A 13,806-nucleotide genomic window follows, 5' to 3' on the forward strand; every position below is an offset into this window, starting at 1 on the left:
GAAGAGCAAGAAGTGGTCGATTGCGGATGGCCCACCCGCCCCCGCCCGTCACCCACCCACCGTCAGTTCCTCATAGCAGCCGCGCGCTTCCGTTGCGGGGCCGCGTCTGGTGGGGAGGTGGGTGATGCGGACGACGCGGACGGTGGTGCCGTGGGGGAAGGTGATGAGATCGTGCGCGCGCACGGGGGCGTGGGCGCGGTCGATGCGGCGGCCGTTGAGGCGGATATGGCCGTCCTCCGCCAGTTTCTGGGCGCTCGACCGGCTGGAGCAGAGCCGGACGAACCAGAGATATTTGTCGATGCGCAGCGTCGGCGCATGGCCGGGGGCTGCGCCCGGATCAGCCATTGCGACCAAGCAGCTCGGCCAAGCCGGCAAAGGCATTGTTGGCGGGCGCGGGGCTGCCGCCGGTGGGGTTCGGGCGCGAGGGCGCGGGTGTGCCGTCCTTGCCGCCGCGACGGCCATGGGCGGGCTTGTCGCTGCGTGGCTTCTGCTCATTGTCTGGTCGGCCGGTGTGCGGACGGGTGTGCTGGGCGCGTTCGGGGCGGGGCTTTTGGCGGCCCTTAAACACCCAGTTGGCGGCGCTGACGGGGGGCGCTTCTGCTGGCTCAGCTCCTTCGACAGCTTCCTCGGCCGGGGCCGGGGTGGGCGCTTCGACCGGACGGAAGCCAGCGGCGCGCATCAGTTGCAGGAAAGCGGGTTCGAGCAGGCCAAGCGAGACGATCTGCGGGCTGACCGCGGTGAAGGCTTCGCCCTTGGCGATCGCCTCATGCGCGGCGCGGGCCATGCGTTCGGCCATGTCGATGCGCAGCATCTGGTCACCAAAGCCGCGAAAGCCAGCGATTCGCGCGCCCATCTGCGCGAATTTGTCGCCAACCGGCAGCAGGGTGAGGCCGGGCAGTGGCAGCGGCAGGCAGGGCTTGCCGAGTCGCGCCGCCAGCAAGGCGGAGCGCCAGCGCGCCGCGCCGGGCTTGAGCAGGCCGGGATGATAGATGTCGAGCACGCCGATATCGATGCCCGCGCGGCGCAGCAAATGGCGCTGGTCCTTGTCGAGATGGCCGAGCGCGGCGTCGAGATCGATCCGTGCCATCACGCCGCCGCCATCGGCGAGCTGCGCGAACACCGCGCGCACCACGGCGGGGACTGCCGGATCGGCGGCGCTTTCGGCCATTTTTACCAGTGGTAACAGATGCTTCTGCTTTTGCGCGTCAAGCCAGGTGGCGAGCCGCGCGGCGACCTGCTTCTGCAAATCGGGGGCCAGTTCGAGCAGGGCGCGGTCGAGCCGGATTTCGGGCGTCAGCAGGGTCGGCCCCACCAGCAGGGTCGCGACCGTCGCCTGCCCCCAGGCGATGCCCGGCACCTGTCCCGCTTCGTCCAGCAGGGCAAAATCCGCATCCGCCGCCGCAACCAATTCATCTGCCTTCACACGCAATACCTTTCCAAGGCGCCTTTCCGCCGCCGCCAACAGCATCTTCCTGTCCTGATGCCGCGTAGCGGGATCGACCGAGAAACGAAATCCGTCAAGTCGCCCAATCGATTCTCCATCGACGCACACATTGCCGTCGGGTTCGACCGTAACCGGCAGGCTGCTCGCATTTTGACCCAGATCGCGCAACAGCACGGTGGTGCGCCGGTCCACGAAACGCTGCGTCAGCGCGGCGTGGAGCGCATCGGACAGCTTCTCCTCCAGCGCGCGGGTGCGTTCGGCCATTTCGGCGGGATCGGCGAGCCAGTCGGCGCGGTGGGCGATGTAGGACCAGGTGCGCGCCGCGGCGATCCGGCCGGCGAGCGTGTCGATATCGCCCTGCACCGAATCGAGCCGGGCGATCGCCTGCGCGAACCAGTCGCGGGGGATGTGGCCATTGCCTTCGGACAGGAAGCGCCAGATCCGCGCGACCGCCCGGCCATGATGTTCCGTGCCGAGCTTCTGGAAATCGGGCAGGCTGCACGCCGCCCAGAGCCGTTCGACCTGCCGCTGGCCACGCGCGCGGTCGATGACGAGGGGATCGTCAGCCAGCCGCTTGAGGACGGACAGGTCGACTGCCTGCGGCGCGGCGCGCAGTTCGGGGCGGTCGGGCCGCTCCTCCAGATCGGCGATCAGATGGTCGAGCCGGTCGGTGCGCGGGGTGCCGTCGCGCCAGAAAAGATGGTCCACCGGCGGGAAGCGATGCGCCTCGATCGCTTCGATCTCTTCGGGGGTGAAGGCAGCGTCGCTATCTTCGCCGCCCAGCGATCCGAACGTGCCATCCTTGTGATGCCGCCCGGCGCGCCCGGCGATCTGCGCCATTTCGCTGACGGTCAGGCGGCGGGTGCGGCGGCCGTCGAACTTGCGCAGCGAGGCGAAGGCGACATGGGCGACGTCGAGGTTCAGCCCCATGCCGATCGCGTCAGTGGCGACGAGATAATCGACCTCGCCATTGAGGAACATCTGCACTTGGGCATTGCGGGTGCGGGGGGACAGCGCGCCCATCACCACGGCGGCACCGCCCCGGAACCGTCGCAGCATTTCGGCGACGGCATAGACTTCCTCGGCCGAGAAGGCGACGATGGCGGAGCGTTTGGGCAGGCGCGAGAGCTTCTTCGCGCCCGCATAGGAGAGGGTGGAGAAGCGCGGGCGGCCGATGATCTCGACATCCTTGACCAGCGCCTTGACGGTGCGGGCGATGCTGGCGGAACCCAGGATCATGGTCTCTTCGCGCCCGCGCGCGCGGAGCAGCCGGTCGGTGAAGATATGGCCGCGTTCGGGGTCTGCGCCCAGTTGCGCTTCGTCCAGCGCGACGAAGGCATAATCGCCGGTGATCGGCATGGATTCGGCGGTGCAGAGGAAATAGCGGGCGTGGGGCGGGACGATCTTTTCCTCGCCGGTGATCAGCGCGACCTGCGCCGGGCCTTTGATCGCGACCACCCGGTCATAGACTTCGCGGGCGAGCAGGCGGAGGGGGAAGCCCATCATGCCGCTGCTGTGCCCGCACATCCGCTCGACCGCGAGATGGGTCTTGCCGGTATTGGTTGGCCCCAGGACGGCGGTGACGGGCGATCGGGCAAAGGCAACCATGGTAGCCCTCTGTCGAGCATGGGGGGCGATGGAGCAAGGAGATTCGCGGGTTCCCTACCATGGTGCATTCCTGTCGGGTCCGTGGCACGGGTCGTCGCAGGCGCGTGCGTCATCGGCGCGTCTTAAATTGACTTTAACCCTGTCGCTTCACAAGGGTCTGGCCCGACGCATGGCGCGGGGGCCGTTGCGTCGCCAAGCAATGCTATCATGCCCCTGGGGGTCGCGGTTTGTTTCAGGATAGCCAGTTCGGATCGCAGCAGGGCGGCGCCACCATGTCGCTATGGCTGGCCGACTCGCTGCGCCAGCCTGCGCCGGTGCCGCCGCGCGACTGGCGGATGCGGCTGCGCGAATGGGCGGACGAGGTGGAACTGGTCCCCGACCTTGCCCAGCGGATCGGCAGTCCGACCTGGTTCCGGGGGCTGGCCACCTGTTTCGGGCTGTGCGCGACGGCGCTGTATCTGTCGCCCGGTTTCAAGCCGATTCCGGGGCTGCCCGGCCGGACGATGGCCGAAGCGCACTATGACGAAGTGCGCAGCCAGATGATCACGCCGCTGGCGCTGGGCGCGGATAGCGGGCGGCGGATGGGCGCGACCGATGCGGTGCAGCCATTGCGCCAGACGCCCGAACGGCCGCAGATCGAACTCAATGCCCAGGTCGGCAGCAGCGACACGCTGGCACGCGCCTTGTCGCGGGCGGGGGTCAGCAGCGGGGACGTGGCGACGATCAACGCGCTGGTTGGCGCGGACATCAGCGACGGGGTGAAGCCCGGCACGCGGCTCGATATCATATTGGGCCGCCGCGCGAGCCGTGACCGGCCCCGGCCGCTTGATCGGCTGGCGTTCCGCGCGCGGCTTGACCTGGCGCTGGAACTGGAGCGGGCGGGCGGCGTGCTGTCGGTACGGCGCATCCCGATCCGCGTCGATAATACGCCGCTGCGCATTCAGGGCGTGGTGGGCGACAGCATTTATCGCTCGGCGCGTGCCGCCGGTGCCCCGCCCAAGGCGGTGCAGGCCTTCCTGCGGGTGATTGCCGGGCAGGTCGATCTGGGCGGCATCGGCGCAGGGGACCGCTACGACATCGTGACCGAATATCGTCGTGCGGAGACGGGCGATATCGAAGTGGGCGAGCTGCTCTATGCCGGGTTGCAGCGCGCGCGCGGCAAGTCGGTCGATATGCTCAAATGGACCAGCAATGGCCGCACCGAATGGTTCGAAGCGTCGGGCGTGGGCGAGCGGCGCGGCGTGTTGTCGGCCCCGGTCGCCGGGCGCATGTCGTCCAGCTATGGCATGCGGCGGCACCCGATTTTGGGCTATAGCCGGATGCATGCGGGCATCGATTTCGCGGCGCGCTATGGTTCGCCCATCTATGCGGTGACCGATGGCGTGATCGCCTATGCCGGGCGGCATGGCGGGCATGGCAATTATGTGCGCATCCAGCATGGCGGCGGCATCGCGACGGGCTATGCGCATATGAGCCGCATCGCCGCCGCGCCGGGCCAGCGTGTGCGCCGGGGCCAAGTGATCGGCTATGTCGGCTCGACCGGCCTGTCGACCGGGCCGCATCTCCATTATGAACTCTATCGCGGCGGTGCGACGGTCAATCCGCTGTCGGTGAAGTTCACGACGACGGCGCAACTGGCGGTCAATGATTTGCGGGCGTTCCGCGCGCAACTGGCGCGCTACAAGGGGCTGCCTGTGGGCCAGCGCCAGGCCTTTGCCGAAGTGCCATCGGCCGCGCCGGTCGCCAGCGGTAAATAAGCCGCTTCCCGCGCGGGTGTCGCTTGGGTAACGAGCGGGGATGATTGCTTCCGCTCCGGCTTCCGTCACTGCCATCCTGCTTGCGGGTGCGCGGCCCATTCCCGATCCGCTGGCGATCGCCGCCGGCGTGCCGGTCAAGCCGCTCGCGCCGGTCGCGGGCGAGCCGATGATCAATCGCCCGGCGCGCGCGCTGCTCGATCATCCCGCCATCGGGCAAGTGATCGTCCTGACGCAGCGGGCCGATGCCTTTGCCGCTGATCCGGCGACGGCGTGGCTGGGCGCGCATCCGCGCGTGCGGTTCGAACGGGGCGGGGCGGGGATTGCCTCGTCGTTGCTGGCTTTGATGGAGGCGGGCGATCTGCCCTTTCCGCTGTTGCTGACCACGGCGGATCATGTGCTGCTGGATCGCGCGATGCTGGACCAGTTCATTGCCGAGGCGACGGGCGCGGATATTGCCGTGGCCATGGTCGAGCGGGCGACGCTGCTGGCGCGCTATCCGCAATCGCGGCGGACCTGGCTCAAATTCCGCGATGGGGGCTGGTCGGGTGCCAATATCTTTTGGTTCGGCAGCGACAAGGCCCGGCCGGTGATCGCGCTGTGGCAGGAGGTGGAGCAGGACCGCAAGAAGGGCTGGAAAATCCTGTCCGCCTTCGGGCCGCTGGCGCTGATTGGCGCGCTGTTGCGGATTTCGACGTTGCGCGGCGGCATGGCGCGGGTCGGGCGGCGCTTTGGCCTGGTGGCGCGGCTGGTGGCGATGGCGCAGCCCGAGGCGTGCATCGACGCGGACAAGCAGGCGGATGTGGATCTGATCGCGGCGATATTGGCGGGTCGGTAGGCGCTATTCCTGGTTCCGTTCGTTTCGAGCGTGGTCGAGAAACCGGCGCGAGGGTTTCTCGACTGCGCTCGAAACGAACGGCAGGTGGTGGCTTACTTGTCGCCCGCCACGGCCCGACGACTGGCCCAGCCCATCATCGCGAAACCGCCAAGGGCAGCGACGATATTCGCGACCGCCGCGCCGATCGTGCCGTAGAGCGGCAGCAATGCGGCTTGCAGGCCGAGCAGCAGCAGGGTCGCGACGAAGGTGATGCGCAGCGACAGGCCCGCGCGATCGGTCGCCATCAGCAGCGGGCGGTAGCTGACGCCGATCAGTTCGATGCAGGCAGCGATGCCGAGCAGCAGCAGCAGCGGATAGGCGGGCAGGAAGTCCGGCCCGGCGATGAAGCCCAGCAACGGACGGCCGATGGTGGCAATCAGCGCGATGATGACCGCGCCCGCGATCAGGGCCAGCCGGTTGGTGCGGCGGAACAGCGCGCCGAGCGCTTCCTTGCCATGACTGCTGGTGCGCGACAGTTCGACGAAGATGCTGCGCGACAGCAAGCTGCTGATCTTGGTCAGCGAATTGGCGAGCTGATTGGCGAGGCGGTAGAGGCCAGCGCCCACCGGGCCGACGAAGGCGCCCACGATCAGCACCGCGACCTGCTGGCCGATCGAGGACAGGCTGGTCTGGAGGTTGGTGGCGGTCAGGAAGCCGATGATGCCGGGATTTTCGCGGCGCGCATCAATCGCCCTTCCGGCGCGCCAATGGCCGATGCGGCCGTGGCCGACACGCAATGCCAGTCCCCAATAGCTGAGCGCGCAGAGCAGTTCGGCAAAGGCCCAGGCGATAAGGAAGCCCGTAATGTCGGGCATCCACAGCAAAGCCGCTCCCGCGCCGATCATCCGCCCCACCGGAATCATGGTTTCGGCGAGCGCGGCGCTGTCGAACCGGTCGAACAGGCGCAACAGGCCGGTCGGGCTGGAGCGGATGGTGATCATCATCACCATGCAGAAGAGCCAGACCTGCCAGGCCATATGCGGTCCGACCTCCAGCAGGTCAGCGAACAGGAGCAGGATGGCGGCGGCGATGAGCCCGCCCGCGACCGCCGATGCGAGATCGATGAGGATGCAGAAGCGGAGCACCCGGTTGAGCGCATCGCCATGGCCCGCAGTCAGATGCGGCTGGCCATAGCGCACGACGATCTGCCAGCTGTCGAACGACACCAGCGTCTTGATCACCTGCGCGGCGCTCAGCACCAGGGCGAAGCGACCGAAATCGGCGACGCCGAGCGTCCGGGTGACGATAGCGAGATAGGCGATGCTGAGGATCGCGCCGACGCCCTTGCCGCCCAGCAGCCAGCCGGTATTGGCCAGGATGCGCGAAAAGCCGTCGCCTGCCTGCCCCGATCCGCGTTTGACCTTCACGTCTGCCCTGGCCTTTCACCCGGATGCCGGTCATCCGGCGTGCGCCTGTCTAGGGGGTTCGGGCCGTCGTGCAAACCCCGCCTTTTTTTCGGCCAAATTGCGGTTTAAGGCCGCGCGCTATGACGATCAGCAAAGCCATCATCCTTTCCGCCGGGCAAGGCTCACGCCTGTTGCCGCTGACCCGCGACGTGCCCAAATGCATGATCGAATTTAACGGGCGTACCCTCATCAGCTGGCAGGTCGCCGCGCTGGTCGCCAATGGCGTGACCGACATCGTGGTGGTGACGGGTTTCCGCACCGAGCGGGTCGAGGATCATGCGTTGCAGCTCTATCGCGAGACAGGCGCGCGCATTCGCACGGTGTTCAATCCTTTCTTCCAGGTTGCCGATAACCTTGGTACTTGCTGGATCGTGCGGGAAGAGATGGACCGCGACTTCATCATCCTGAATGGCGATACCATCGTGTCGGACGAGATCGTCGCCAAGCTGATCGCCGGGGCGACCGATGCGATCACCGTCACCGTCGATGTGAAGCCGGATGGCGACTATGACGACGATGACATGAAGGTGAACCGCGACGAGAGCGGCCGCCTGCACCATATCGGCAAGCGCTTGCTGCCGCCCGACACCAATGCCGAATCGATCGGCATGTTGGCTTTCACCGGCGAAGGCCCAGCGATCTTCCGCAACCAGATCAACCAGATGATGCGGACGCCCGAAGGCGTCGAGCGCTGGTATCTGCGCGCGATCGACATCATCGCGAAGGGGAACCGGGTCGGGACCGTGTCGATCGACGGGCTGCCGTGGCAGGAGGTCGATTTCCCGCAGGATGTGGAAGCGGCGGCGGCGCTGACGGCGCGGTGGGTCGATGAGGGGCGCTATCGGCGATAGGGCTTAACTTCGCACTTTTCCCGTAGATTTCGACATTTAATTTCTTGTTCTCGATATTTTATTACAAACTTATCGGGATGTCGGATTTTAGCATTGTTGCCGGTTGTAGGACAGAGGCAGGCCGCGTTGGCCGGTCCGGCGCAGGTGCCTACATGAAAAAAGGCCTCCGTTTTGCGGAGGCCTTTTTCATTTGCGCGAGGTGGCGGCGATCACATGTGGATCGGTTTGCCGGTGACCGCCATGGCGGCTTCCTTGATCGCTTCGCTGTGCGTGGGGTGGGCGTGGCAGGTGTAGGCGATGTCTTCGCTCGATGCGCCGAACTCCATCGCCTGTGCCGCCTGCGCGATCATCGTGCCGGCGGGGGTGGCGATGATCCAGACGCCCAGCACCTTGTCGGTTTCGGCATCGGCGATGATCTTCACGAAGCCTTCGGGTTCGTGGTTGGTCTTGGCGCGGCTGTTGGCCATCATCGGGAATTTGCCGACCTTGATCGCGCCCTTTTCCTTGGCGGCTTCTTCGGTCAGGCCAACGCCTGCGATTTCGGGCTTGGTGTAGACGACCGAGGGGATCAGGTCGTGGTTCACGATGCCGGTCAGGCCCGCGATATTTTCCGCGACCGCAATGCCTTCATCCTCGGCCTTGTGCGCCAGCATTGGGCCAGGAATGACGTCGCCGATGGCCCAGACGCCGGGCACCTTCGTGCCGAATTCATGATCGGTTTCGATCTGGCCGCGCGCGTTCAGTTCCAGGCCGATCTTGTCGAGGCCAAGGCCATAGGTGTTGGGCCGACGGCCGATCGATACCAGCACGACATCGGCTTCGATCGTTTCAGCATCGCCACCGGCGGCGGGTTCGACGGTCAGGGTCACGCCCTTGTCATGCGCCTTCGCGCCGGTGACCTTGGTGCCGAGCTTATAGTCGAAGCCCTGCTTCTTGAAGATCTTGTTGGCTTCCTTGCGGACTTCGCCGTCCATGCCGGGCAGGATCTGGTCGAGATATTCGACGACGGTGACCTTGGCGCCCAGGCGACGCCATACGCTGCCCATTTCCAGGCCGATGACACCGCCGCCGACGACCACGAGATGGCCCGGCACCTTGTCCAGCACCAGCGCGCCGGTCGAATCGACGATCTTGGCGCCGTCATTGTCGACTTCGACACCGGGAAGTGGCGTGACCGACGAGCCGGTGGCGATGACGATATTCTTCGCCGTCACCTTTTCGCCGTTGATTTCAACGGTGTTGGCTCCGGTGAAGCTGGCCAGGCCTTTGAGCCAGGTCACCTTGTTCTTCTTGAACAGAAATTCGATGCCGCCGGTCAGGCCCTTGACCGCATCGGCGCGCTGGCCCTGCATGGTCGTGAGGTCGAGGCTCATCTTGTCGATCTTGACGCCGAGCTTGGCGAGCGTGCCATTGGCCGCTTCGTCATAGAGTTCGGAGGCGTGCAGCATCGCCTTGGACGGGATGCAGCCGACATTGAGGCAGGTGCCGCCCAGCGTATCGCGGCTTTCGGCGCAGGCGGTCTTGAGACCCAACTGCGCGGCGCGGATCGCGGCGACATAACCGCCGGGGCCGGACCCGATCACCAGAACGTCATAGTCGAAATCGGACATGTTATTCTCCGTTCGCCCTGAGCCTGTCGAAGGGCATTACTGCTTCTTTTGTCCTTTGCACAGAAAGGACGGGGCTTCGACAGGCTCAGCCCGAACGGATATGGTGTCTGATTGTGACTTTTACAGGTCGATCAGCAGGCGGGTCGGGTCTTCGATCGCGTTCTTGACCGCGACGAGGAAGGTTACCGCTTCGCGACCATCGACCATGCGATGATCGTAGCTGAGCGCCAGATACATCATCGGACGGATCACGATCTGGCCGTCGCGAACGACCGGGCGGTCCTCGATCCGGTGCAGGCCGAGAACGCCCGACTGGGGTGGGTTGATGATCGGGCTGGACAGCAGCGAGCCGAACACGCCGCCATTAGAGATGGTGAAGGTGCCGCCCTTCATATCTTCCATTGTCAGCTTGCCTTCCTTGGCCTTCTTGCCAAAGCCGCCGATGGTCTTTTCGATCTCGGCAACGCTGAGCGATTCCGCGTTGCGGATGACCGGAACGACGAGGCCGGTGGGGGCCGACACCGCGACCGAGATGTCGCAGAAATTATTGTAGACGATCTCATCGCCTTCAATCTGCGCATTGACGCCCGGAATGTCGCGGAGCGCCATGCAGACGGCCTTGGTGAAGAAGCCCATGAAGCCCAGACGGACGCCATGCTTCTTTTCGAACAAGTCCTTATATTTGGCGCGCGCTTCGATGATGTTGGTCATGTCCACGTCGTTATACGTGGTCAGCATCGCCGCCGTATTCTGCGCTTCCTTCAACCGCTTGGCGACGGTCTGGCGCAGGCGGGTCATCTTCACCCGTTCCTGCGCGCGGGTCGGGCCAGCGGCAGGGGCATCGGCGGCAGGGGCGGAGGCCGGCGCGGACGCGGCGGCCTTGGCGGTGCCGGCGGCGACGGCGGCGGTGACATCGTCCTTGGTCAGGCGGCCGTCCTTGCCGGTGCCCTTGATCTTGGAGGGATCAAGACCATGCTCCAGCACCAGGCGGCGCACGGCGGGGGAAAGCGTCAGATTGCCGCCTTCATCGTCGTCCGACGCGGTTGGCGCAGGGGCCGATGCGGCAGGTGCGGGGGCCGCAGCCTCCGCCTTGGCGGCGGGGGCAGGCGATGCAGCAGGGGCGGCGGCTGCGGCCGCGCCCTCGTTGACCGTGGCCAGCAGCGCGCCGACATTCACGGTGTCGCCTTCCTTGGCGATGATGTCGCCCAGCGTGCCCGCGACCGGCGAGGGCACGTCGACCGCGACCTTGTCGGTTTCCAGGCTGACGATGGGTTCGTCGAGCGCGACGGCTTCACCGGGCTTTTTGAGCCACTGGCCCACGGTTGCTTCGGTAACGGATTCGCCCAGGGTAGGGACTTTGACTTCGGTAGCCATGAGCTTGTTCAGCCTTTCTTCTGGCGTCGGATTTCTTCACGGACGCTGTGACCCAGCGCATCGGCGACGAGGGCGCCCTGTTCGGCGACATGGCGTTTGGCGAGGCCCGTTGCGGGCGACGCCGAGGCCTTGCGACCGGCATAGCGGGCGCGCATCGGTGCCTTGCCGACGTCCGCCAGAGCTTCCTCGATATAGGGCTCCACATGGAACCACGCGCCATTATTGCGTGGCTCTTCCTGGCACCAGATCACTTCTTCCAGCTTGGGCATACGTTCCATGCGGATGGCGAGTGCTTCGGTGGGGAAGGGATAGAGCTGTTCGATGCGGACGATCTGGGTGTTCTTGTCCCCGGCCGCATCGCGCGCTTCCATCAGGTCGTAGGCGACCTTGCCCGAACAGAGCACCAGCCGCTTCGTTTCCGCATCGGGTGCCGGATTCATGTCCGACAGGATGCGCATGAAGTGGGTGTCGCCCTGGAAATCCTCGGCCTTGCTCACCGCCAGCTTGTGCCGCAGCAGCGACTTGGGCGTCATGATGATCAACGGCTTGCGGAAGGGACGCAGCATCTGGCGGCGCAGGACGTGGAAATAGTTGGCCGGGGTCGTGATGTTGGCGACCTGGATATTCCCTTCGGCGCAGAGCTGAAGGAAGCGTTCCAGACGGGCCGAACTATGTTCCGGTCCCTGGCCTTCATAGCCGTGCGGCAACAGGCAGACGAGGCCGTTGGCGCGCAGCCACTTGCTTTCCGACGAGGCGATATATTGATCGAAGATGATCTGCGCACCATTGGCGAAATCGCCGAACTGCGCTTCCCACAGGACCAGGCTCTTGGGGTCGGCCAGGGCATAGCCATATTCGAAACCAAGCACGCCATATTCGGACAAGGGGCTATCCAGCACCTCGAACCGGCCATGACGGACGGTGGAGAGCGGGATATATTTCTTTTCCGTATTCTGATCGACCCAGACCGAGTGACGCTGGCTGAACGTGCCGCGTCCTGAATCCTGGCCCGACAGGCGCACGCCATAGCCTTCCGACAGGAGCGAGCCAAAGGCCAGCGCCTCGCCGGTTGCCCAGTCGAAATTCGCGCCGGTCTTGAACATCTCCGCCTTGGCATCCAGCACGCGCTGGAGCGTCTTGTGGACGGCATGGCCTTCGGGAACGGTGGTCAGCGTCTTGCCCAGGCTTTCCATCAGCTTGGGCGCGATGGCGGATTCGACGCTGCGGCGTGTGGTTTCCGCGTCGGCCGGCTTGTGCAGGCCCGACCAGCGACCGGCGAACCAGTCGGCCTTGTTGGCCTTGTAGCTCTTCGACGCTTCGAACTCGTCTTCCAGATGGGTCACGAACTCGTTGGTCGCGCTGGCCACGAAATCGTCGCCGATCACGCCCTGTTCCTTGAGGCGCGAGGCATAGACGTCGCTGACCGGCGGATGCTGGCGGATCTTCGCGTACATCAGCGGCTGGGTGAACGAAGGCTCGTCGCCTTCATTATGGCCAAAGCGGCGATAGCACCACATGTCGATCACGATGTCGCGGTGGAAGGTCTGGCGATATTCGACCGCCAGTTTGCAGGCGAAGGTCACCGCTTCGGGATCGTCGCCATTGACGTGCAGGATAGGCGCCTGAACGCCCTTCGCCACGTCGGACGGGTAGGGCGAGCCGCGCGAGAATTGCGGGCTGGTGGTGAAGCCGACCTGGTTGTTGACGATGAAGTGGATGCAGCCGCCAGTGTTATAACCGGCCACACCGGAAAAGCCGAGGCATTCCCAGACGATACCCTGACCCGCGAACGCTGCGTCGCCATGGATCAGCACGGGCAGAACCTGCTCATGCTTGTCGAGGTCGTCGCGGAAGGTCTGCTGCGCGCGGACTTTGCCGAGGACGATCGGATCGACCGTTTCGAGATGCGAGGGGTTGGGCACCAGCGACATATGGACCTTGATCCCGTCGAACTCGCGATCGGTGGAGGTGCCCAGATGATATTTCACGTCGCCCGAACCGCCGACATCTTCGGGGTTGGCGGTCCCGCCGGAAAATTCGTGGAAGATGACGCGGAAGCCCTTGGCCATCACATTGGCGAGGACGTTGAGGCGGCCGCGATGGGCCATGCCATAGACGATTTCGCGCACGCCCGACTGGCCGCCATATTTGATGACGGCTTCGAGCGCGGGGATCATGGATTCGCCACCGTCGAGGCCGAAGCGCTTGGTGCCGACATATTTGCGGCCCAGGAACTTCTCATATTGCTCGCCCTGGATGACCTTGGCCAGGATCGCCTTCTTGCCTTCCGGCGTGAAGATGATTTCCTTGTCCTTGCCTTCCATCCGGTCCTGCAGGAAGCGGCGCTCCTCCACATCGGCGATGTGCATATATTCGAGGCCGACATTGCCGCAATAATTGGCGCGCAGAATCGCGACGATCTCGCTGACGCTGGCAAATTGCAGGCCGAGCGTGCCGCCGAGATAGATTTTCCTGTTGAGGTCGGTCAGGCCGTGAAATTCCGGCGTCAGGTCCGCCGGCAGATCGCGATGGGTCAGACCCAACGGATCGAGATTGGCGGCCAAATGACCGCGCACGCGATAGGTGCGGATCAGCATCATCGCGCGGATGGAATCTTCGGCGGCCTGCGCTATGTCGGCATCCGACACCGCCTTGCCCGCAGCTTTGGCGGCGGCCTTGACCGCGACCTGCATCTGCGTGGGGTCAAGCGCCCCGGTGAGGTCGTCAGTGTCCGACAACGGCCAATTCGGGCGCGCCCAGCTGGGGCCTTGCTCGATCTCGAAATCCTGGTTTTCGTAACCCATAATATCTTGTCCGATCCGTGCCGCGTGCAGTCGCGGTGCGGGAAGTGAGCGGCCAGGGTGCAGCCCGGCCGCCTCTAT

9 protein-coding genes are annotated in these 13,806 nt (G+C 65.3%); 3 read left to right on the top strand and 6 right to left on the bottom strand.

Translation table 11 applies throughout. The features are described from left to right. Positions 1-48: 48 nt before the first annotated feature. Together OVY48_RS15670 and OVY48_RS15675 are read right to left on the bottom strand one after the other, a co-directional pair. Positions 49-345, bottom strand: a complete 297-nt coding sequence (locus OVY48_RS15670; RefSeq protein WP_037479277.1) for an RNA-binding S4 domain-containing protein — start codon at positions 343-345, stop codon at positions 49-51. After that, a complete protein-coding gene (locus OVY48_RS15675) occupies positions 338-3,052 on the bottom strand; it encodes a helicase-related protein (protein WP_313923499.1) in 2,715 nt (904 codons plus the stop codon). Before OVY48_RS15675 ends, OVY48_RS15670 begins: the two co-directional genes overlap by 8 nt. A 272-nt stretch (positions 3,053-3,324) precedes the next feature. Between OVY48_RS15675 and OVY48_RS15680 the strand changes: the two genes are divergently transcribed. Together OVY48_RS15680 and OVY48_RS15685 are read left to right on the top strand one after the other, a co-directional pair. Further along, positions 3,325-4,809 carry a M23 family metallopeptidase gene (locus tag OVY48_RS15680; RefSeq protein WP_313924809.1) on the top strand — a complete coding sequence of 495 codons (1,485 nt, stop codon included), beginning with the start codon at positions 3,325-3,327 and terminating at the stop codon, positions 4,807-4,809. 40 nt (positions 4,810-4,849) lie between these two features. Then, positions 4,850-5,644, top strand: coding sequence for a nucleotidyltransferase family protein (locus OVY48_RS15685; protein WP_313923501.1), 795 nt, complete (start codon positions 4,850-4,852; stop codon positions 5,642-5,644). A 92-nt stretch (positions 5,645-5,736) separates the two neighbouring features. Here the strand turns inward: OVY48_RS15685 and OVY48_RS15690 are convergent, their stop codons facing one another. Beyond that, positions 5,737-7,050, bottom strand: coding sequence for an oligosaccharide flippase family protein (locus OVY48_RS15690; RefSeq protein WP_313923502.1), 1,314 nt, complete (start codon positions 7,048-7,050; stop codon positions 5,737-5,739). Positions 7,051-7,169: 119 nt separating this feature from the next. On the opposite strand from OVY48_RS15690, the gene OVY48_RS15695 reads away from it, so the two are divergent. After that, positions 7,170-7,940 carry a sugar phosphate nucleotidyltransferase gene (locus tag OVY48_RS15695; RefSeq protein ID WP_037477105.1) on the top strand — a complete coding sequence of 257 codons (771 nt, stop codon included), beginning with the start codon at positions 7,170-7,172 and terminating at the stop codon, positions 7,938-7,940. A gap of 209 nt (positions 7,941-8,149) precedes the next feature. On the opposite strand, the gene lpdA is transcribed toward OVY48_RS15695, so the two are convergent. The 3 genes from lpdA to OVY48_RS15710 form a co-directional block, all read right to left on the bottom strand. After that, positions 8,150-9,550, bottom strand: a complete 1,401-nt coding sequence (gene lpdA / locus OVY48_RS15700) for a dihydrolipoyl dehydrogenase (protein WP_313923503.1) — start codon at positions 9,548-9,550, stop codon at positions 8,150-8,152. Positions 9,551-9,670: 120 nt separating this feature from the next. Beyond that, the gene (gene odhB / locus OVY48_RS15705; protein WP_313923504.1) at positions 9,671-10,924 is read right to left on the bottom strand and encodes a 2-oxoglutarate dehydrogenase complex dihydrolipoyllysine-residue succinyltransferase; all 1,254 of its coding nucleotides are present in this window, start codon (positions 10,922-10,924) and stop codon (positions 9,671-9,673) included. An 8-nt stretch (positions 10,925-10,932) separates the two neighbouring features. Next, positions 10,933-13,728: a 2-oxoglutarate dehydrogenase E1 component gene (locus OVY48_RS15710; protein ID WP_313923505.1), complete on the bottom strand. Its 2,796-nt coding sequence runs from the start codon at positions 13,726-13,728 to the stop codon at positions 10,933-10,935. Positions 13,729-13,806 lie beyond the last annotated feature (78 nt).

It is taken from the genome of Sphingobium sp. SA2 (assembly GCF_032227065.1).
GTDB lineage: Bacteria > Pseudomonadota > Alphaproteobacteria > Sphingomonadales > Sphingomonadaceae > Sphingobium.

Excerpts from the sequence above, each read along its gene's own strand:
- OVY48_RS15670 (WP_037479277.1), bottom strand. The coding sequence starts at position 345 with ATGGCTGATCCGGGCGCAGCCCCCGGCCATGCGCCGACGCTGCGCATC.
- OVY48_RS15675 (WP_313923499.1), bottom strand. The coding sequence starts at position 3,052 with ATGGTTGCCTTTGCCCGATCGCCCGTCACCGCCGTCCTGGGGCCAACC.
- OVY48_RS15680 (WP_313924809.1), top strand. The coding sequence starts at position 3,325 with ATGTCGCTATGGCTGGCCGACTCGCTGCGCCAGCCTGCGCCGGTGCCG.
- OVY48_RS15685 (WP_313923501.1), top strand. The coding sequence starts at position 4,850 with ATGATTGCTTCCGCTCCGGCTTCCGTCACTGCCATCCTGCTTGCGGGT.
- OVY48_RS15695 (WP_037477105.1), top strand. The coding sequence starts at position 7,170 with ATGACGATCAGCAAAGCCATCATCCTTTCCGCCGGGCAAGGCTCACGC.
- lpdA (WP_313923503.1), bottom strand. The coding sequence starts at position 9,550 with ATGTCCGATTTCGACTATGACGTTCTGGTGATCGGGTCCGGCCCCGGC.
- odhB (WP_313923504.1), bottom strand. The coding sequence starts at position 10,924 with ATGGCTACCGAAGTCAAAGTCCCTACCCTGGGCGAATCCGTTACCGAA.
- OVY48_RS15710 (WP_313923505.1), bottom strand. The coding sequence starts at position 13,728 with ATGGGTTACGAAAACCAGGATTTCGAGATCGAGCAAGGCCCCAGCTGG.